General features: G+C 72.5%; 17 protein-coding genes. 11 read left to right on the forward strand and 6 right to left on the reverse strand.

Going from position 1 to position 19274, the window contains the following annotated elements; all coding sequences use genetic code 11:
- Nucleotides 1-49: 49 nt before the first annotated feature.
- A complete protein-coding gene (locus ACFW47_RS22005; RefSeq protein ID WP_386306750.1) occupies nucleotides 50-454 on the forward strand; it encodes a hypothetical protein in 405 nt (134 codons plus the stop codon).
- Here the strand turns inward: ACFW47_RS22005 and ACFW47_RS22010 are convergent, their stop codons facing one another.
- Nucleotides 455-1645: an enolase C-terminal domain-like protein gene (locus ACFW47_RS22010; protein WP_386306752.1), complete on the reverse strand. Its 1191-nt coding sequence runs from the start codon at nucleotides 1643-1645 to the stop codon at nucleotides 455-457.
- Nucleotides 1642-2688, reverse strand: a complete 1047-nt coding sequence (locus ACFW47_RS22015) for a glucose 1-dehydrogenase (protein ID WP_386306753.1) — start codon at nucleotides 2686-2688, stop codon at nucleotides 1642-1644. Before ACFW47_RS22015 ends, ACFW47_RS22010 begins: the two co-directional genes overlap by 4 nt.
- A gap of 178 nt (nucleotides 2689-2866) precedes the next feature.
- Between ACFW47_RS22015 and ACFW47_RS22020 the strand changes: the two genes are divergently transcribed.
- Both ACFW47_RS22020 and ACFW47_RS22025 read left to right on the forward strand, forming a co-directional pair.
- Entirely contained in the window at nucleotides 2867-3664 is a 798-nt protein-coding gene (locus tag ACFW47_RS22020; protein ID WP_386283596.1) for a ribonuclease BN, read from the forward strand.
- 55 nt (nucleotides 3665-3719) lie between these two features.
- Complete coding sequence (locus tag ACFW47_RS22025; RefSeq protein WP_386283598.1) at nucleotides 3720-4322, forward strand: PepSY domain-containing protein; 603 nt, start codon at nucleotides 3720-3722, stop codon at nucleotides 4320-4322.
- Between the two features lie 518 nt (nucleotides 4323-4840).
- On the opposite strand, the gene ACFW47_RS22030 is transcribed toward ACFW47_RS22025, so the two are convergent.
- On the reverse strand, nucleotides 4841-5959 hold the full coding sequence (locus ACFW47_RS22030; RefSeq protein ID WP_386283600.1) for an SDR family oxidoreductase: 1119 nt from the start codon (nucleotides 5957-5959) through the stop codon (nucleotides 4841-4843).
- On the reverse strand, nucleotides 5956-7758 hold the full coding sequence (locus ACFW47_RS22035) for a thiamine pyrophosphate-requiring protein (RefSeq protein ID WP_386306755.1): 1803 nt from the start codon (nucleotides 7756-7758) through the stop codon (nucleotides 5956-5958). Before ACFW47_RS22035 ends, ACFW47_RS22030 begins: the two co-directional genes overlap by 4 nt.
- A gap of 377 nt (nucleotides 7759-8135) precedes the next feature.
- On the opposite strand from ACFW47_RS22035, the gene ACFW47_RS22040 reads away from it, so the two are divergent.
- The gene (locus ACFW47_RS22040) at nucleotides 8136-8456 is read left to right on the forward strand and encodes a hypothetical protein (protein ID WP_386306756.1); all 321 of its coding nucleotides are present in this window, start codon (nucleotides 8136-8138) and stop codon (nucleotides 8454-8456) included.
- 42 nt (nucleotides 8457-8498) lie between these two features.
- Here ACFW47_RS22040 and ACFW47_RS22045 read toward each other — a convergent pair whose 3' ends face one another.
- Complete coding sequence (locus tag ACFW47_RS22045) at nucleotides 8499-9485, reverse strand: LacI family DNA-binding transcriptional regulator (protein WP_386283716.1); 987 nt, start codon at nucleotides 9483-9485, stop codon at nucleotides 8499-8501.
- A 284-nt stretch (nucleotides 9486-9769) separates the two neighbouring features.
- On the opposite strand from ACFW47_RS22045, the gene ACFW47_RS22050 reads away from it, so the two are divergent.
- The 7 genes from ACFW47_RS22050 to ACFW47_RS22080 all read left to right on the forward strand — a co-directional run bounded on the left by ACFW47_RS22050 (nucleotide 9770) and on the right by ACFW47_RS22080 (nucleotide 19008).
- Nucleotides 9770-10696, forward strand: coding sequence for a carbohydrate ABC transporter permease (locus ACFW47_RS22050; protein ID WP_386283606.1), 927 nt, complete (start codon nucleotides 9770-9772; stop codon nucleotides 10694-10696).
- Between the two features lie 6 nt (nucleotides 10697-10702).
- A complete protein-coding gene (locus tag ACFW47_RS22055) occupies nucleotides 10703-11656 on the forward strand; it encodes a carbohydrate ABC transporter permease (protein ID WP_386283609.1) in 954 nt (317 codons plus the stop codon).
- A 78-nt stretch (nucleotides 11657-11734) separates the two neighbouring features.
- Complete coding sequence (locus ACFW47_RS22060) at nucleotides 11735-13075, forward strand: ABC transporter substrate-binding protein (protein ID WP_386283612.1); 1341 nt, start codon at nucleotides 11735-11737, stop codon at nucleotides 13073-13075.
- A 65-nt stretch (nucleotides 13076-13140) separates the two neighbouring features.
- On the forward strand, nucleotides 13141-15186 hold the full coding sequence (locus ACFW47_RS22065) for a beta-galactosidase (protein ID WP_386283614.1): 2046 nt from the start codon (nucleotides 13141-13143) through the stop codon (nucleotides 15184-15186).
- Between the two features lie 133 nt (nucleotides 15187-15319).
- A complete protein-coding gene (locus tag ACFW47_RS22070) occupies nucleotides 15320-17365 on the forward strand; it encodes a glycoside hydrolase (protein ID WP_386283616.1) in 2046 nt (681 codons plus the stop codon).
- A gap of 92 nt (nucleotides 17366-17457) precedes the next feature.
- Entirely contained in the window at nucleotides 17458-18099 is a 642-nt protein-coding gene (locus ACFW47_RS22075; protein ID WP_386306758.1) for a sugar O-acetyltransferase, read from the forward strand.
- A gap of 117 nt (nucleotides 18100-18216) precedes the next feature.
- Nucleotides 18217-19008, forward strand: coding sequence for an SAM-dependent methyltransferase (locus ACFW47_RS22080; protein ID WP_386283620.1), 792 nt, complete (start codon nucleotides 18217-18219; stop codon nucleotides 19006-19008).
- 36 nt (nucleotides 19009-19044) lie between these two features.
- Here ACFW47_RS22080 and ACFW47_RS22085 read toward each other — a convergent pair whose 3' ends face one another.
- The gene (locus ACFW47_RS22085; protein WP_386283622.1) at nucleotides 19045-19221 is read right to left on the reverse strand and encodes a hypothetical protein; all 177 of its coding nucleotides are present in this window, start codon (nucleotides 19219-19221) and stop codon (nucleotides 19045-19047) included.
- Between the last annotated feature and the right edge of the window lie 53 nt (nucleotides 19222-19274).

The raw sequence follows: 19274 nt of genomic DNA on the forward strand, positions 1-19274 counted from the left end.
GCCCTTCGGGTAACTCCGGCATTCCGGACGCCGACCCCCGGGAGTCGCCATGTGGAAGCGCAAGGGCAGGAAGGCCCGCCGGGCCGCGAAGCCGGTCCCCATGGAACTGTGCGACCTGTGCGCCAGGATCTTCCCCGAGGACGAGGCCGTGCGCGGATACGTGCCGGACTCCTCCGCGGCGCACGCCACCAAGGAGTGGTTCGACGGGCTGCGGCTCATCACGACGTGCTGCGACGGCCACTTCGACGTGATCAAGGACGGTTACGCGCACCGGCCCTTCGTGGACGAGGAGCTGTGGGCGGCCAAACTCACCCGGGCCCTCACCACGGGCCCGCCCGCGCTGTCCATGGACCAGCTCGGCTGCCGGACCGGCCTTCAGGAACCGCAGATACGGGCCGCCATCGCCTGGCACAACGAGCGCGTGCGCGAGCAGCAACAGCGCATGGACCCGTGATCAGGCCGGGGCCGGGCGGGTCCCGTACACCCGGTAGGGCTCCGCGTCCGGCCATCTGACGTCCAGTCCCAGCCCCGGCCGGCCCGGGTCGGGGCGCAGGGCGCCGCCGTCGGGCGACGGGGCGCCGTCGAAGAGCAGCCGCTCGACGCGGACGTGGTCATGGAAGTACTCCAGGTGCCGCAGCCGGCGCACGGCGCAGAAGGCGTGGGCGGAGACGGCGGGCGCGCAGTGCGCGGACAGGTCGAGGTGCCGGGTGGCCGACAGGCCCGCGACCTCCAGTACGCCCGTGATGCCGCCGCAACGGGTGACGTCGGCCTGGAGGCAGTCCACGGCCGGTCCGTCGGTCAGGTTCGCGAAGTCCTGGGCGGTGAAGGCGTACTCCCCCGCGGTGATCTCCAGGCGGGCGGGCCCGCGGTCCCGGAGCATGCGCAGGCCCTCCAGGTCCGCGGAGCCGACGGGCTCCTCGAACCAGCGCACGTCCCACTCGTCGTGGAACCGGTGCGCCCAGTACAGGGCCTCCTTGCGGCCGAGCGCCCCGTTGGCGTCGGTGAACAGTTCCGGGCCGTCGCCGACCGTCCGGCGCACCGCGGTCAGGCGTTCCGCGTCGGCCTCCGGGTCGCGCGAGGTCTTCAGCTTCACCCGGGGGATGCCCTGCTCGACCCACCCGGAGAGCTGATCGGTGAGCCGGTCCAGGGGGTAGTTGGTGAAGCCGCCGCTGCCGTAGACCGGGACGCGGTCGTGGCGGGCCGGCAGGAGGTGGACCAGGGGCAGCCCCAGCAGCCTCGCCTTGAGGTCCCACAGCGCCACGTCGACGGCGGACAGGGCCATGGCCCCGACGCCCGGCCGGCCGGCGTTGCGCATGCGCGCCCCCATCCGCTCCCACAGCGCCGGCGGCGAGGAGACCGCACCGCCCTCGATCACCGGCGCCAGCACGGATTCCGTGAAGGTGGCGACGGAGAGGTTTCCGTAGGTGTAGCCGAGGCCGGTGCGGCCGCCGGCGTGCACGCGCACGAGGACCAGGGTCGTGGAGTCCCACTCCAGGGTGCCGTCCTGCTCCCTGCCGTCCGGGCCGTCGGTGGGGACCTCGAAGGCGTGCACGTCGACCGCGTCGACCGTGCAAGAGGCCAGTGCCGTCGCGTCGGCCGCGCGCGGAGCCGGTGCCTGGGCGTCGGGCCCGGTGACCGGCGTCATAGCGTGATCACCGTCTTGATGTCGCCGGGGCTCCGTTCGAAGGCCCGGGTCGCCTGGGCCAACGGCACCCGGCGGGTGAGGAGCCGGTCCAGCCAGTCCCGGTCGGCCCGGGCCAGCGCGTCGGCGGCCTGCCGGAAGTGGCGCGGGTTGGCGTTGACGGAGCCCACCACGACGTCGTTCTCCAGCACGATGTCACGGTTGACCGTGCCCGCGTCGACGGTCAGGGACCGGCCGGTGGGCGAGACACCGGTGAGGCAGACGACGCCGTACGCCGCCGTTCCGCGGATCGCGTCGAACACCAGCCGGCCGGCGCCGGTGGCCTCGACCACCACGTCGGGGCGTACGGCGGCGAGCACGGCGTCCGCCGCGTCGCCGTGGTAGGTGGCGCCGAGGGCGCGCACCAGGTCCGGTTTCGGGCCGTCCGTGACCCGGTCCAGGACGTGCACGTCGAGGCCGCGCTGCCGGCCGAGCAGGGCGGCGAGCAGGCCGATGGGGCCGGCCCCGGTCACCAGTACGGTCCGGGGTTCGAACCAGGCCCGGGCGCCTACCCGCTCGATCTGCTCCCAGGCCTTGGCCACGACACTGGTCGGCTCCATGAGCACGCCGGTGAGCCCCAGGTCCGGGTCGATCCGCACGGCGTAGTCCGGCTCCAGGCACCACTGCTCGGCGCCGTAGCCGTCGAGTTCCTTGATGCCGCGCTCGCGGTAACGGCCGTTGCGGCACATGTCGAACTCGCCGTGCGCGCAGGCGCCGCACGGTTCCGGGTCGGGGCGTCGCACCACGCCCACCACCAGGTCGCCGGGGCTGAAGCCGCTGCCCTGCGGTGCCTCGGCCACCCGGCCGAGCGACTCGTGGCCGAGGACCAGCCGGTCGTGGTGCGGCGGGGCCTTGCCGTAGGCGCCCGAGGCGATCTCCCGGTCCGTGCCGCAGACGCCGAGGGCCAGACCGTGGACCAGCAGTTCACCGGCGTCCGGGTCCGGGTCCGGGACCTCCTCCACGGCGAGTGAGCCGTCCCGGCCCGGGCGGACGGTCAGTGCGCGCATGGTGGTCATCCTCTCGGCTCGCCTTCCCGGGGCCGGTTCCCCGCACCGCCCGGCCCATGCGTGGGCCGTCCGCGGCCGTGCGGCGGGCGTCCGGGTGGCGGCACGTTTGCCCAGGCCGTCCCCGGGTCACTCAGTTGCGCGTCCACGAGCCATCGGAAGGACGCCCGAGGAGCACTCCGTGAACCGGTTCTGGCAGCCGTTCCACCGTGTGTGGGACCGGCTGGCCGCCTCCGCCCTGGTCCGGCGCGGCCGGGACCTGGAGCTGATGCACCGTGCCATGGGGTTCGCCACCCTCGCCCTGGTGACCCTGGCGCCGCTGCTCATCGTGGTGGCCGCCTTCGATCCGCTCGGACGCGGCGGCTTCGCGTCCTGGCTGGCCGACGGCATGGGACTGTCCGGCCGGTCCGCCAAGGTGCTGACCGACATCATCAGTCCGCCGACCAAGGTCATCGGCACCACCAGTGTCTGGGGCGGCATCGCGCTCGCCGTGTTCGGCGTGTCCTTCGCGGCGAGTGTGCAGAACGGCTACGAGCGGATCTGGGAGCTGCCCTCCGGCCCGTGGCACCGTGTGTGGCGCCAGCTGACCTGGGTGGTCGTGCTGACCGCCTACCTCTACCAGGAGGTCCAGACGCGGACCGCGCTGCACGGGTCGGTGCGGATCGTGCTGTCCACGGCGACGGGCATGCTGTTCTTCTGGTGGGGGCAGCACTTCCTGCTCGGCAGCCAGGTCCGCTGGCGGGACCTGTTGCCGGGGGCCGTCGCGACCATGGTCGGCCTCATCGGGCTGCGGGGTTTCTCGTACCTGGTCTTCACCCCGCTCATCCTGGACAACGCGATCAGCTACGGCACCGTCGGCATCGTGCTGGTGGTGGAGTCCTGGCTGATCGGCGTGGGATTCGTCGTGTTCGGCGGCGCGATGGTCGGTCACTGGTTCTGCGAGCACCACTGGTGGACGCGCACCATCGACCGGGAGTGAGCGGTCCCTCAGTCCTTCGGTCCTCCCCCTCCCGCTCCGGAAAGGCATACGTTCCATGGTCCGCCTCCCGATGTGCAACGGCGCCCGGCGCCGCCCCCGCGTTCCGTGGGTCTCCGCGTCCGTGGCGGTGGGCGTACTGCTGCTCACGGGCGCCGGCTGCGAGGGCCCACCGCCCTCGCCGCGCCCGGAGGTGCTGCCACAGGTCGAGACGCCCTACGACCGTGCCGTGCGCGAGGCGCTCGACGAGGTCTCCGGCGGCCACCTGCTCTCGGTGGCGCTGCGCGGGGCCACCGAGCCGGAACCCGTCTGGTACACCCGGGTCGCCGACCGTGACGGAACCGTTCACGTGGTCCGCGTCGGGGCCGTGCACGGGCGGCTGCTGGGCTCCTCCGTGCCGGGCGGGCAGTCGGCCGCGGACAAGGAGCGGGCCGCCGCGCTGGCCGACTCGGCCGAGGTGCTGCCCGAGGAGGCGGTCGAGCAGGTGAAGAGCCCGGACTTCGGCAAGGTGTCCGGCATCCGCCTGGAGCGGGACCGGCAGGCTCGCACGGTGTGGTCCGTGGAGGTGACCGCCGTGCGCCGGGACGACACGCAGACCTACCTGGTCGACGCGGTGACGAAGGACGTACTCGACCGGCGCACGGCCTCGCCGGCCGCCTGAGGCACGGGCGGCCGGGAGCGGGCCGGAGGCTTGCTCTGCCGAAACCGCCGTGGAGCAGGGCTGCCCGGCCGAGACGGCACGAACCGGGCCATCGTCCCGCCGGACCCGCACCGTCCGGGAGCCGCCGCCCGGCCCGGTGTCCGCACCCACCGCCGACCGCGTCCGCACACCCGGCCCCCGACGCCCGAAACGGAAGCCGGGACAGGCACCCAGGCGCCGAGCCGGGCACACCGGCAGCCGGCCCGGCGCCGGAGCCGAAGACGACTGACCGCCGCCGCGCCCCTGCCTCGGACGGGACCCTCACCCACACACGCTCAACCGACCCGCACGCCCGACACCACGAAGCCGGAACGGGCACCCTGGCCCCGAGCCGGGCGCACCGGCCCGGGCCGGAGGCGACCGAGGACCACGGCGTGCCGCCTTCGGGCGGGACCATCACCGGGCCATCCGTCGCCCGCACCCTTGCAGCCGTCCCGCACACCCGCCCCTGCCCGGAAACCGGGTGGCCGGGGCGACGGTCACGCCCTTCGGGCGGCGCGCGCGGCCCGGTGCAGCGACGCCTCGACCGCGCCGTGCCGGGAGCACCGGCGCATGGCGCCGGCGAGCGCGGCGGCGGCCGTTCCGGTCACGGCGGCGGCCAGGGCGAGCGGGCGGCGGTGGCGGGAGAGCCAGAACTGGAAGCTGCGCGGGTGGGCCTCGTCGTCGAAGACGCCGTGGGCGCCGTAGTCGGCGGGGGCGGCGTCGTCCGGCGGCTTCCAGAGGTTGACCGGCCGGGACGGGTCGACGGGCTCGTCGGTCTGCTGCCCGTCGTAGCCGGTGCGGGCCAGGTAGCGGTCCAGGAGCCCGGGGGCGAGCTTCTGGCCCAGCAGGGTGGCGACGGTGGAGCCGCCGACCCAGTACTCGCGCCGCTCCGGATGGTCCGCGGCGTACAGGACCGCCTCGGCGGCGACCTCGGGCTGGTAGACGGGGGCCACCGGGCGCGGGTGCCGGGGCAGCCGGGTGAGCACCCAGCTGAACTGGGGCGTGTTGAGCCCCGGCATCTGCACCATGGTCACCCGCACGCCGCTGCGGTCGTGCAGCAGTTCGCAGCGCAGGGACTCGGTGAAACCCTGGATGGCGTGCTTGGCCCCGCAGTACGCCGCCTGGAGCGGGACGCTGCGCTGGGCCAGGGCGGAGCCGACCTGGACGATCGTGCCGCGGTCGCGCGGGGTCATGCGCCGCAGGGCGGCCTGGGTGCCGTGGACGAAGCCGAAGTAGGTGACCTCGGTGGCCCGCCGCAGTTCCTCGGGCTTGATCTCCGCCACGGGCGCGAAGACGGTCGAGAAGGCAGCGTTCACCCACACGTCGATCGGGCCGAGTTCCGCCTCGATCCGCCCGGCCGCCGAGTCCACCGCGTCGGGGTCGGAGACGTCCACCACCAGCGGCAGCGCACGTCCGCCCGCCTCCCTGACCTCCTCGGCCGCCCGCTCGAGGGCGTGCTCGCCGCGCGCGAGCAGGGCCACCGCACTGCCGCGGGCGCCGAAGGCCCGGGCGGTGGCCCGGCCGACGCCGCCGGTCGCCCCGGTGACGACCACGACGTCGGTGGCGCCCGCCCGGCGGTGCCGCCCGCCGCCGCGGTCCTGTGGGCCGCCGCTCACTTATTGCCCCGGCCGGGCAGGTGCTCGGCGTACTCGGTGAGCTTCTGGCGTACGCCCTTGGTGGCGATCCCGGTGGCTTCCGGGTCGTGCAGCGCCGCCTTGACGGCCTTCTTGCCCTGCTCCTTCATGATGTGCGGCGGGATCGGCGCGATCTCCGCGTCGACCTTGAACTCCAGGACCACGGGCCGGCCGGCGGACAGTGCCTCGTCCCAGGCGTCGCCGACCTTCTTGGGGTCGGCGCAGACGATGCCCTTGAGGCCGAGGAGTTCGGCGTAGGCGGCGTAGGGGACGTCGGGGATGTCCTGTGAGCCGGGGTACTTCGGGTCGCCGGCCATGGCGCGCTGCTCCCAGGTGACCTGGTTGAGGTCCTGGTTGTTGAAGACGCAGAAGATCAGCGGGGCCGGGCCGGACAGGCGGTCCAGGTACCGCTTGACGGTGATCATCTCGTTCATGCCGTTCATCTGGAACGCGCCGTCACCGACGAAGGCGATCACGGGCCGGTCCGGGTACGCGAACCGCGCCGCGATGGCGTACGGCGTCCCGGGGCCCATCGTCGCCAGGGTGCCGGACAGCGAGGCACGCATGCCCTCGCGGAGCTTGAGGTGCCGGGCCCACCAGTTGGTGCCCGAGCCGGAGTCGGCCGTGAGGATGGCGTCGTCGGGCAGGCGGGAGGAGAGTTCGGCGGCGACGGCCTGGGGGTTGATGGTCTTGCCGAAGTGCTCACCGGCCCAGCGGTCGGCCAGGTCGTGCCACTCCCGTACGTCCTTCTCGATCTTCTCCCGCCAGCCGCGGTCCTTCTTGCGCTGGAGCAGCGGGATCAGGGCTCGGAGGGTTTCCTTCGAGTCGCCGACGAGGTGGGCGTCCATGGGGTAGCGGATGCCGATCATGCGTCCGTCGATGTCGATCTCGACGCCCCGGGCCTGCCCCTCCTCGGGCAGCCACTCCGAGTACGGGAAGCTGCTGCCGACCATCAGCAGGGTGTCGCAGCCCTGGATCATCTTGTCGCTGGCCTTGCTGCCCAGCAGGCCGATGGGCCCGGTGACGTACGGCAGGTCGTCCGGCAGGACCTCGCGGCCGAGCAGCGCCTTGGCCACGCCGGCGCCGAGCAGTTCGGCCACCTCCATGACCTCGGCCTCGGCGTTGGCGGCGCCCTGGCCGACCAGCATGGCGACCTTGTCGCCCGCGTTGAGGACATCGGCGGCCTTGCGCAGTTCGTCGTGGTCGGGCAGGACCCGGGGGCGGCTCCAGCCGACGCTGGAGAAGACGGAACCGTGCTCCCTGGGCGGGGAGGGCATGGCGTCCTCCTCCTGCACGTCGTTCGGGATGATGATCGTGGCGACGCCCCGGGTGGTCAGCGCGGTCTTGAAGGCGCGGTCGATCACGTGCCGGGCCTGCCCCGGGTGCACGACCATCTGGCAGAACTCGGAGACGTCGGCGAACAGCTGGTCGAGGGCGATCTCCTGCTGGTAATGCGTGCCGAGCGACAGCCGCTTCTGCTGGCCGATCACCGCGACGACGGGCTGGTGGTCGAGCTTGGCGTCGTAGAGGCCGTTGAGCAGGTGTACGGCGCCCGGGCCCGAGGTGGCGACGCAGCAGCCCACCTCGCCGGTGAACTTCGCGTGGGCGCAGGCCATGAACGCGGACATCTCCTCGTGCCGGGCCTGGATGAACTCCGGGTCGCCGTCGGCCCGGTCGAAGGCGCCGAGCAGACCGTTGATGCCGTCACCCGGATAGCCGTACACACGCTGGACGCCCCACTCGGACAGGCGCTGGAGCACATAGTCGGCGACTTGGGTCATGAGGCTCTCCCGGACGTGGGGGACAACGGTCGGCTTGTGGAGTTGCCTTCCACGGCCGCCCGTAAACCGGGCGTTAGTCACCCGTTCGGCGACGAACCGGCCGACGTGCGCAGGGCAAAGGAGCGAGGGCGCCCGTTCCGCCGCCGTCGGGCACGGAACCCCGCGCACGCCGGGGACCTCCGCGCCGTACACCCTGGACCGGAAAGTGGACGCACATGTCCGCCACCCCTCCCCCGGCACGGTGCGGGAGCCGGACGGGTCGGGCGGCCGGACGCCCGAGGAGGAGCCCGTGCACCGGATGAGGGTCAAGGCGGTGGACCGCTTCGCCCCCGGGCTGGGGCACGCCTTCCTGTCCTGCGCCGTGCCCGCGATCGACGGTGCGGCTCGCACAGGAGGAGGTGCGCAGGGCCGGGCGCACCGACGGCGGGACGGTTCGCGACCTCCGGCAGCCCACCGGCATCCACGAGCAGGAGGCACGGCTCGCCCTGCGGGCGGACCGGGCGCGCAACCCGCTGTCCGCGGACGAGCCGCGCGGCACGACCACAGGCTCGAGCTGGTCACCGACCCGGTGGCGCTCAGGTCGTCGCCGAGCTGCCGCCAGGGAGCGGACCATCCTGAAGCTGTACTTCGGCGACTGTCCGACCCAGCGGCAGGTGGCGGACGCCGCCGGCATCCCACGATGCACGTGTCCCGGCTGACGGCGGGCCGGCGGGCCGGCTGGCCGGCCCGCGCCCGGGCCGCTACCGCGGTGGCGGTGCGGTGCTCGCCCGGGTCACCAGCCGGGTCGGCACCAGCGTGGTGCCCCGCTCCGGGCCGTCCTGGCGCATCTTCCGCAGCACGGCCTCGACGCACAGCCGCCCCACCTCTGCGAAGTCCTGGTGGACGGTGGTCAGGGGCGGCAGGAAGGAACCGGCCTCGGCGATGTCGTCGAAGCCGATGACACTGACGTCCTCGGGGACGCGCCGCCCATGCTCGTGCAGGGCGCGCAGCAGGCCGAGGGCCATCTGGTCGTTGGCCGCGAAGACGGCCGTGCACTCCTCGCGGGCGGCGAGTTCGAGGCCGGCCCGGTAGCCGGACTGAGCCGACCAGTCGCCCCGGACCAGGGGCGGCGGGGTGCGGCCGGCCTCGGCGAGCGTGCTTCGCCATGCGTCCGTGCGGCGCTGGGCGGCGAAGGAGTCCTCGGGCCCGCCGAGGTGCCACACGGTCTCGTGCCCGAGGTCCAGCAGGTGGCGCACGGCGGCCCGGGTGCCGCCGGCCTGGTCGGTGTCGACGACCGTGTAGTGGTCGCCCGCGTCGGAGTCGACGACCACGACCTGCACGTGGGGCGGCAGCTGGAGCGTCGCCGCGTCCAGCAGGTGCACCTCCATGATGACGATCACCGCGTCGACGGCGAGTTCCTCCAGCCGGGAGAAGGCGCCCCGCACCTCGTCCTGGGTGGGGACGGCGACCGGCAGGAGGGTCACCGCGTACCCCTCGCTCGCCGCGGAGGTGGCGATGGCCTCCAGGGTGCGCACGTTGCCGGTGGTGGCCAGCGAGAAGGTGATGACGCCGATGGTGCGGAACTCGCCGCGCTTGAGCGCGCGGGCCGCGCTGTTGGGCCGGTAGCCCAGCTCCTTCATGGCCGCCAGCACCTGCCGCCGGGTCTCCTCGGTCACCCCGGCGTAGCCGTTGGAAACGCGGGAGACGGTCTGCGAGGAGACCCCCGCCAGCCGCGCCACGTCCGCCATGGACGCGGTGGGCACCCGGCCGCCGCGCCGGCGTCGCGCGCCCGCCTCCCGCGGGTCCGCGAGCCCCTCAGCCGTGTCCACTTGCGTCCGCCACCTCTCCGCAGCCGTCCGAGTCCCGGTTCGCGAAGGACCCTTGACCGTCCTCCACGGGGCAGTGTAGACATGCCGCCATCAAATGTTTACGCAAACATAACAGCCCTCCGCCGGTCCCGGACCGCACTTCGCGCCGCGTGATGTTTACGCAAACATGCTGATGCTCCCGTACCTGGACGAGCGAGGACGACATGACGACGCTGCAACCGCCGGCCGCCGCCGCACCGCGGCCGGCCCCGCCCCGGGCCAGGCAAAACCGCCGCTCCTGGACGGGGTGGGGCTTCCTGGGTCCCTTCGTGGCCGTGTTCGCCCTGGTCTTCCTCGCGCCGATCGCGTACTCCGTCTACCTCAGCCTCTTCCGCGACCAGCTGATCGGCGGAACGACCTTCGTCGGCCTGGACAACTACACCCAGGCCCTCCAGGACGACCGGTTCTGGGCCGCGCTCGGCCGGGTCTCGCTCTTCCTGGCCGTCCAGGTGCCGATCATGCTCGGGATCGCGCTGCTGGTCGCCCTGGCACTGGACAGCGGACGCCTGTACGGCCGGGACTTCTTCCGCATCTCGATCTTCCTGCCGTACGCCGTGCCCGCCGTGGTGGCCACCCTGATGTGGGGTTTCATGTACGGCACCCGCTTCGGCCTGGTCGGCGACATCAACGGCGCCTTCGGCGTCTCGCTGCCCGACCCGCTCTCCCCCGACCTGGTGCTGGCCTCCATCGGCAACATCGTGACCTGGGAGTTCGCCGGCTACAACATGCTGATCTTCTATTCGGCGCTGCGCGTGATCCCGCACTCCCTGTACGAGGCCGCGCAGATCGACGGCGCCGGGCAGCTCCGCGTGATCACCGCGATCAAGCTCCCTGCCATCCGCGGCGCCCTGGTGATCGCGACGATCTTCTCGATCATCGGCAGCTTCCAGCTCTTCAACGAGCCCAGCATCCTCCAGCCGCTCGCCCCCAACGCCATCACGACCGACTACACGCCGAACTTCTACACGTACTCGCTGTCCTTCAACGGCCAGCAGCACAACTACTCCGCGACGGTCGCCATCGTCATGGGGCTGATCACCATGGTCATCGCCTACGTCGTCCAGCTGCGCGGCATGCGCAAGGGAGTGTGAGCAGCGATGACCAGTCCCGTCGTCACCGTCGTCGACCGCGGCGCGGCCAAGGCCTCCGGCACACCGGGCTCCGTACCGCCCCGGCTGCGCACGCCCCGGCGCCGGCACTCCGCCGACAAGCCCCGGCGCAGCGTCCTGCTGACCCTGCTCACCTCACTGGTGCTGCTCTACAGCCTGGTACCGCTGATCTGGCTGGCGGTCAGCGCCACCAAGACGCAGGAGGGACTGTCGCGTTCCTTCGGGCTGTGGTTCGACGGCGACTTCGCGCTGTGGGAGAACATCAGCCAGACGTTCACCTACGACGACGGCGTCTTCACCCGCTGGCTGCTCAACACCCTGCTGTACGTGGGCCTGGGCGCGGGCGGCGCCACCTTCCTCGCCGTACTCGGCGGCTACGCGCTGGCCAAGTTCGACTTCCCGGGCCGGCGGGCCGTCTTCGCGGTGGTCATCGGCGCGGTGGCGGTGCCGGGTACGGCACTGGCGGTGCCGACCTTCCTGATGTTCAGCAAGATGGGGCTCACCAACACCCCTTGGGCGGTGATCATCCCGTCCCTGATCTCGCCGTTCGGCCTGTATCTGATGTGGGTGTTCGCGAACGAGGCCATCCCGACGGAGCTGATGGAGGCCGCCCGCATCGACGGCGCCGGCGAGGTGCGCACCTTCTTCCGGGTCGCGCTGCCGCTGCTGGCGCCGGGCATCGTCACGGTCCTGCTGTTCACCATGGTCGCGACCTGGAACAACTACTTCCTGCCGCTGGTCATGCTCAAGGACCCCGACTGGTATCCGCTGACCCTCGGCCTGAACAGCTGGAACGCCCAGGCCGCGACCGCGGGCGGCGAGGCCGTCTTCAACCTGGTCGTCACCGGGTCGCTCATCACCATCCTGCCGCTGATCGCCGCGTTCCTGCTGCTGCAGAGGTACTGGCAGTCCGGACTCGCCGCCGGAAGCGTCAAGGAGTAGCCGCTCCCCTGTCCTTCCCCGCCCCCGCCAGCCCCCAACGGTGCCGGTCCCGGCCCACGAAGAAGTGGAAGCTCGCCCATGCACAAGCACTCGCGCCGCCTGCTGCGCGGCATCGGCCTCGTCTGCGCCCTCGCGCTGGGGGTGACCGCCTGCGGCTCCGACGACGGGGGGCCCAGCCGGAAGACGGTCTCCCGGGAGGACATCCGGGCGGCCCTGGAGAAGGGGGGCACCATCACGGTCTGGGCGTGGGAGCCCACGCTGGAACAGGTGGCCGCCGACTTCGAGAAGAAGCACCCCGGCGTCGAGGTCGACCTCGTCAACGCCGGCACCAACGCCGACCAGTACACCGCGCTGCAGAACGCGATATCGGCGAAGAAGGGCGTCCCGGACGTCGCGCAGATCGAGTACTACGCGATGGGCCAGTACGCACTGACCGAGCAGCTCACCGACCTCAAGGGCTTCGGCGCCGACAAGCTCTCCGGCACGTTCTCCCCCGGCCCGTGGAACGGTGTGAAGGCCGGCGGTGACGGCGTCTACGCCCTGCCGATGGACTCGGGCCCGATGGCGCTGTTCTACAACAAGAGGGTCTTCGACAAGTACGACATCGCGGTGCCCACCACCTGGGCCGAGTACCTGGAAGCCGCCCGTGAACTGCGCAAGGCCGACCCGAAGGCATACATCACCGCCGACGCCGGCGACGCCGGTTTCGCCACCAGCATGCTCTGGCAGGCCGGTTCGCGCCCCTACACGGTGAACGGCACCGAGGTGAGGATCGACTTCTCGGACCAGGGCGCGAAGACGTTCACCGACACCTGGCAGAAGCTCATCGACGAGAAGCTGCTCGCCCCGGTCACCAACTGGACCGACGACTGGTACAAGGGCCTCGGTGACGGCACCATCGCGACCCTGGCCACCGGCGCCTGGATGCCCGCCAACCTCGCCTCGGGCGTGAAGGACGCCGCCGGCGACTGGCGCGTCGCCCCGCTGCCGCAGTGGACCGAGGGCGGGAGGGCGAGCGCGGAGAACGGCGGCAGCGCCCTGGCCCTTCCGGAGCTGGGCGGGAACGAGGCGTTGGCGTACGCCTTCGTCGAGTACGCCAACGCCGGGGAGGGCGTCCGGACCCGCCTGGCGAACGGCGCCTTCCCGGCGACCACCGCCGACCTGGAGTCCAAGGAGTTCCAGGACACGGCGTTCCCCTACTTCGGCGGCCAGAAGGCCAACAGGATCTTCGCCCAGTCGGCCGCGAACGTCGCCGACGACTGGTCGTACCTGCCCTACCAGGTGTACGCCAACTCGATCTTCAACGACACCGTCGGCAAGGCCTACGTCTCGGACACCACGCTGACCGAAGGCCTGAAGTCCTGGCAGGAGGCGTCGGTCAAGTACGGCACCGAGCAGGGATTCACCGTCGGGAAGTAGCCGAGAGACAGCCGAGGAGCAGTCGAGAACTGCTGACGCAACACACCGGAAGGACCTGGACCGCCATGATCTCCACCCTCCTGTCCCGTCTCCACCGCGGGACGGACGGCGCGCCCGCCCCCCGTCTCGCCTACGGCGCCGACTACAACCCCGAGCAGTGGCCCCGGGAGGTGTGGGAGGAGGACGTACGGCTGATGCGCGAGGCCGGCGTCAACGTGGTGTCCGTGGGCATCTTCTCCTGGGCACGCATCCAGCCCGGCCCCGACGCCTGGGACTTCGGCTGGCTCGACGACGTCATGGACCTGCTGCACGAGAACGGCGTCGGCGTCGACCTGGCCACCGCCACCGCGTCCCCGCCGCCGTGGCTGACCGCCGCGCACCCCGAGATCCTCCCCGTCACCGACCGGGGAGAGACCCTGTGGCCGGGCGCGCGCCAGCACTGGCGCCCGACCTCGCCGGTCTTCCGAGAGCACGCCCTGCGCCTGGTCCGCGAGATGGCGGCGCGCTACGCCGGTCACCCGGCCCTGGTCGCCTGGCACGTCAACAACGAACTGGGCTGCCACAACGTCTACGACTATTCCGACGACGCGGCCCGCGCCTTCCGCGACTGGCTGCGCGGACGGTACGCCACCCTGGACGCCCTCAACGACGCCTGGGGCACGGCGTTCTGGTCCCAGCGCTACAGCGACTGGGAGCAGATCCTGCCGCCGCGGCTGGCCGCCTCCCACCCGAACCCGACCCAGCAGCTCGACTTCAAGCGCTTCTCGTCCGACGCCCTCAAGGACCACCTTCGGGCGGAGCGCGAGGTCCTGCGGGAGCTGACGCCCGGCATCCCCGTGACCACCAACTTCATGGTGATGCCGGGCATCAAGGGCATGAACTACGCGGACTGGGCCGCCGAGGTGGACTTCGTCGCCAACGACCACTACGTCGTGCCGAGCCCCCGGGACCGTGACGAGCTGTCCTTCTCGGCCAACCTCACCAGCGGGATCGCGGGCGGCCGGCCCTGGTTCCTGATGGAGCACTCGACCAGCGCCGTGAACTGGCAGCCCGTCAACCTCGCCAAGCGACCGGGCGAGATGGCCCGGGACTCGCTGACGCACGTGGCCCACGGTGCCGACGCGGTCTGCTTCTTCCAGTGGCGCCAGTCGGCCGCGGGCGCCGAGAAGTACCACTCGGCGATGGTCCCGCACGCCGGCGCCGACAGCGACCTGTTCCGGGCGGTCTCCGCGCTCGGCGAGACGCTGAAGACACTGGCGCCGGTCGCCGGGAGCGAGCGGGAGCCCGCCGAGGTCGGCATCCTCTTCGACTGGGAGTCCTGGTGGGCGAGCGAGCAGGACTCGCACCCCACCTCGCTGCTCGACTACCACCGGGAGGCGCTGGACTGGTACTCGGCGCTGCTCTCCCTCGGCGTCCGCGCCGACGTCCTCCCCACCGGTGCCGACCTGAGCCGCCACCGGGTGGTGATCGCCCCGGTGCTGCACCTGGTCCCGGCCGAGCTGGCCAAGGACCTCACCCGGTACGCCGAGCAGGGCGGGCACCTCGTCACCACCTACTTCTCCGGCATCGTGGACGAGAACGACCACGTCTGGCTGGGCGGTTACCCGGGCGCCCTGCGGGACCTGCTCGGCATCCGCGTCGAGGAGTTCGGTCCGCTGCCCGCCGGGCGGACGGTGGAGCTGGACGGCGCGGGCACCGGCGGCCTGTGGACCGACCAGATCACCGTGACCGCGCCGGAGACCGAGGTCCTGGCCCGCTACCGCACCGGCACACACGCGGGCCGCCCGGCCGTCACCCGGCGACCGACGGGCAGCGGTTCGGCCGCCTACGTCTCCACCCGGCTCGGCACCGACGGGCTGGCGGCGCTGCTGCCACGGCTGCTGGAGCCGGCCGGGGTGACGAGCGACCTGCCCGCCGAGGTGCACGGCCGGGTGGAGACCACCGTGCGCCGCGGCCCCGGCGGACGGTTCCTGTTCCTGGTCAACCGGACCGACGAGCCGGTCACCGTCCCCGGGCTCGCCGGAGAGGTACTGGTGGGCGGCACGGGCGACGAGGGCGCCGTCGTCCTCGCGGGCCGGGGCGTCGCCGTCCTGCGCACGCCCACCGGCTGAGCGCGCCTCCGGTACCGCCCGCCCTTCTCCCCGGAGCGAGCGGCACACACCCGCTCCGGGGCCGTCCCCTCCTGCCCGCAACCGGGCGGAAGGGGCCACCGCAGCGACCACACCTTCCAGTTGGGAGCACTCGATGGCACGCCGTACCCGCAGCAGACGCCTCCTCACGGGCGCCGTCCTGACCGCACTGGCCACGGGGGCCGGCCTGATCGGCGTACCCGCCCAGGCCGGGCCGGAGGGCGCCCGCGCCGCCGCCTCCGTCACCGTGCGGCCGGACCCGTCGTACCAGCAGGAGAGGTTCGAGGGGTGGGGCACCAGTCTGGTCTGGTTCGCCAACGCCACCGGCGACTACCCGCCCGAGATACGCGAGAAGCTGGCCCGGCTCCTCTTCGACGACGAGGGCCTGGGCCTGAACATCGCCCGCTACAACATCGGCGGCGGCAACGCCCCGGACGTGAAGGACTACCTGCGGGCCGGCGGCGCCGTCGAGGGCTGGTGGCGGGCGCCCGACGGCACCACCCGCGAGGACACCGACTGGTGGAGCGCGGACGACCCGGCCGACTGGAACGAGGACGCCGACGCCACCCAGCGCTGGTGGGTCGAACGCATCAAGGACGACATCGATCACTGGGAGACGTTCAGCAACTCCCCGCCCTGGTTCATGACCGTCAGCGGCTACGTCTCCGGCGGCTTCGACTCCTCGGCCGACCAGCTGAAGGCCGAGTCGGTCGACGACTTCGCCGCCTACCTGGCGGGCGCGACGCGGCGGCTGGAACAGGCCGAGGGCATCGAGGTCGACACGGTCGACCCGTTCAACGAGCCCAACACCCCTTACTGGGGAACGCGACTGGGCGCGGACGGGGAGCCCGTCGGCGGCCGGCAGGAAGGGGCGCACATGGGTCCCGAGCTGCAGCGCGAGGTCCTCCAGGCCCTCGCGCCCGCGCTGAGGGAGGCGAAGGTCGGAGCGGACATCTCGGCGATGGACGAGACCAACCCGGGTACCTTCGCGAAGAACTGGAGCGCCTACTCCCCCGCCGACCGCGACCTCGTCGGCCAGATGAACGTCCACACCTACGGCACCGGGCAGCGCACGACCGTCCGGGACCTCGCCAAGGCCGCGGACAAGCCGCTGTGGATGAGCGAGGTCGGCGGCGACTGGGGCGACGGCCAGGACTTCGAGGACATGCGGCCCGGCCTCGGCCTCGCCCAGCACATCGTCGACGACCTGCGCGAACTGGAGCCGCGGGCCTGGGTGTTCTGGCAGCCCGTCGAGGACTACGACAACATGAAGCCCGGCGGCGAGTCCGACAAGGGCGGCAACTGGGGCAGCATCCAGCTCCCCTTCGACTGCACCGCCGAGGACACCCTGGAGACCTGCCCGATCCGGACCAACACCAAGTTCGACACCGCCCGGAACTTCACGCACTTCATCAAACCCGGCGACCGGCTGATCAAGACGGACGACACCTCCAGCGCGGCCGCCGTCACCCGCGACGGCAAGGGTGCATCGCTCGTCCACGTCAACCGCACCACCGAGGCCCGCGCGGTCACCATCGACCTCTCCGAGTTCCGCGAGGTCGGCCGCCGCGCCACCGTCACCCCGGTCGTGACCAGCGCGGACGGCAAGCTCGAGAAGCGGTCCCCGATCAGGGTGCGCGACCGCGCGGCCACCTTCACCGTGCCCGCGCAGTCCGTGACCTCCTTCGAGATCAAGGGCGTCTCCGGCGTCGCGAAGGACGCCGCACTGCTGCGCAAGGGCCACACCTACACCCTGACCGGCGTGCAGAGCGGCAAGGCCGTCACCGTGGCGGGCGACGGCAGGAGCCTGGTCCTCGGCGAGGGGGACGGCACCAGCGCCCAGCGGTGGCGGCTGAGCGCGGTGCGCCATGACAGCGGCGTCCGCGACCGCCACGTCTTCACGAACCCCGAGGACGGCACGCGGCTGGCCGTACGTGACGACGCCCCGGTCGCCGAACCGGACACCGGCCGGCGTGACCGGGCCACCGAGTGGATCATGTCGACCACCGGTGACGGCACCTGGACCCTGGTCAACGCCGCGACCGGCCGTCTGCTGGAAGTCGGCGGCCAGGCGACGCACGAGGGCGCGGCCGTGACCACCTGGCCGCCCAACTCCGGTGCGAACCAGCGCTGGACGGTGACCGACGTGTCCGCCGGCTGAGCCTCCGCCCACCCGCTCACGGCCCCGTCCGCACGGCCGCCGCCCGTGCCGACGGGGCCGGTCGCCGGCCCGTACCGACCGAAGGAGACGTCATGACCACCGACCCCCGCGAACTCGGCGTACGCCGCAGGATGGCGGCGCACGAGCTCTACGCGGACGGCGCGCCCGGACTGGAGGGGCTGGCGCGGGAGCGGACGCGGGGCAAGGAGCTGGCCGACGCCTACAACCGGACCGGCGCCCGCGACGAGGAGGGCCGCCGGGCGGTGCTCGAGGAGCTGCTCGGCTCGCTGGGCACGGGCGTGTGCATCGAGCCGCCGCTGCACGTGGCCTACGGCAGCCGTGTGCACCTGGGCGACGACGTGTACGCCAACTTCGGGCTCACCCTCGTCGACGACGTCGAGGTCTTCGTCGGGGACCGGGTGATGTTCGCGCCGCACGTGACCGTGAGCACCACCGGGCACCCCGTCCACCCGGACCTGCGCCGGGACGGCACCCAGTTCTCGGCGCCGGTGCGCATCGAGGACGACGTGTGGATCGGGTCGGGCGCGCAGATCATGCCCGGGGTCACCGTCGGGCGGGGCTCGGTGGTCGGCGCGGGCAGCGTCGTGACGGCGCACGTGCCGCCGATGGTGGTGGCCGCCGGGGCACCGGCGCGGGTGATCCGCGAGATCACCGACGCCGACCGGGAGTGGGCCTACCGTCCGCCGCGCACCGCGCGCCGGGCCGGCGGCTGACCGACCGGCGGTGATCGCCAACTTCCGCCAGGCGCAGGGCCCATGGCGCGGACCGCGGGGCAGTACGATGATCGAAAATCGCGGCGGAGCGTCACCTCCCGGACCACGGAGCCTGCCATGACGACGGACCATTCCCAGCACCCCCGGATCGACACCGGCCGGGCCCACCCGGCGCGGGTCTACGACTGGCTGCTGGGCGGCAAGGACAACTACCCCGTCGACGAGGCGGTGGGCGAGACACTGCCGCCCGAGGCGCGGGACGCGGCGCGGCAGAACCGCGCGTTCATGAACCGCGCGGTGGCGCACCTCGCCGCCCGGGGCGTCGACCAGTTCCTCGACATCGGCACGGGCATCCCGACCGAGCCCAACCTGCACCAGATCGTCCAGCGGACGGTGCCCGCGGCCAAGGTCGTCTACGCCGACAACGACCCGATCGTGCTGCGGCACGCTCAGGCACTCCTGGTCAGCAGCCCCGAGGGGGTCACCGACTACATCCAGGCGGATGTGCGGGAGCCGGACGAGATCGTGCGGCACGCCCGTGAGGTCCTGGACTTCGACCGGCCGATCGCCCTGTCGCTGATCGCCCTGATGCACTTCATCACGGACGAGCAGGACGCCCACGGCATCGTGCGCGGACTCGTCGGGACACTTCCCCCGGGCAGTCACCTGGTCCTTTCGCACGCCGCGATCGACCTCTTCCCCGAGCTGGCGGAGCACGTGATCGCCCAGTACGCCAAGGGCGGCATCGAGCTCGGCTTCCGCACCCGGGCGGAGGTGGCGCGCTTCTTCGACGGGCTGGAGCTGCTGCCGCCCGGTCTGGTCACGGCCACCGAGTGGTACGGCGAGGGCCAGGAGCGGCCGGCGCCCGAGGAAAGCGGCATCTACGCGGGCGTGGCGCGCATCCCCTGACCCGGAGGTCCGGGGCCGGCGTGCCCGCGGTGCGGATCAGCGGCGGCGCCCGCGTGCCCCCCAGCCGCTGCCGATCCCGGCGACGTGCAGGGCCAGCAGGGCGAGGCCGATGAGCATGACGTTGGTGGCGGTGAAGATGTCGTTGGTCGAGATCTCCGCCGCGTTGATCAGCCAGGCGATGAGGAACAGGACCGCCGCGACGATGGCGAGCACGGTGGGTCTCCCTTCGGATCGGGGGCACCGGGCCGGTGCCGTGTCACGCGTAT

Origin of the sequence: Streptomyces sp. NPDC058796, from assembly GCF_042745235.1 — a bacterium.
In the GTDB taxonomy this organism is placed as follows: domain Bacteria; phylum Actinomycetota; class Actinomycetes; order Streptomycetales; family Streptomycetaceae; genus Streptomyces.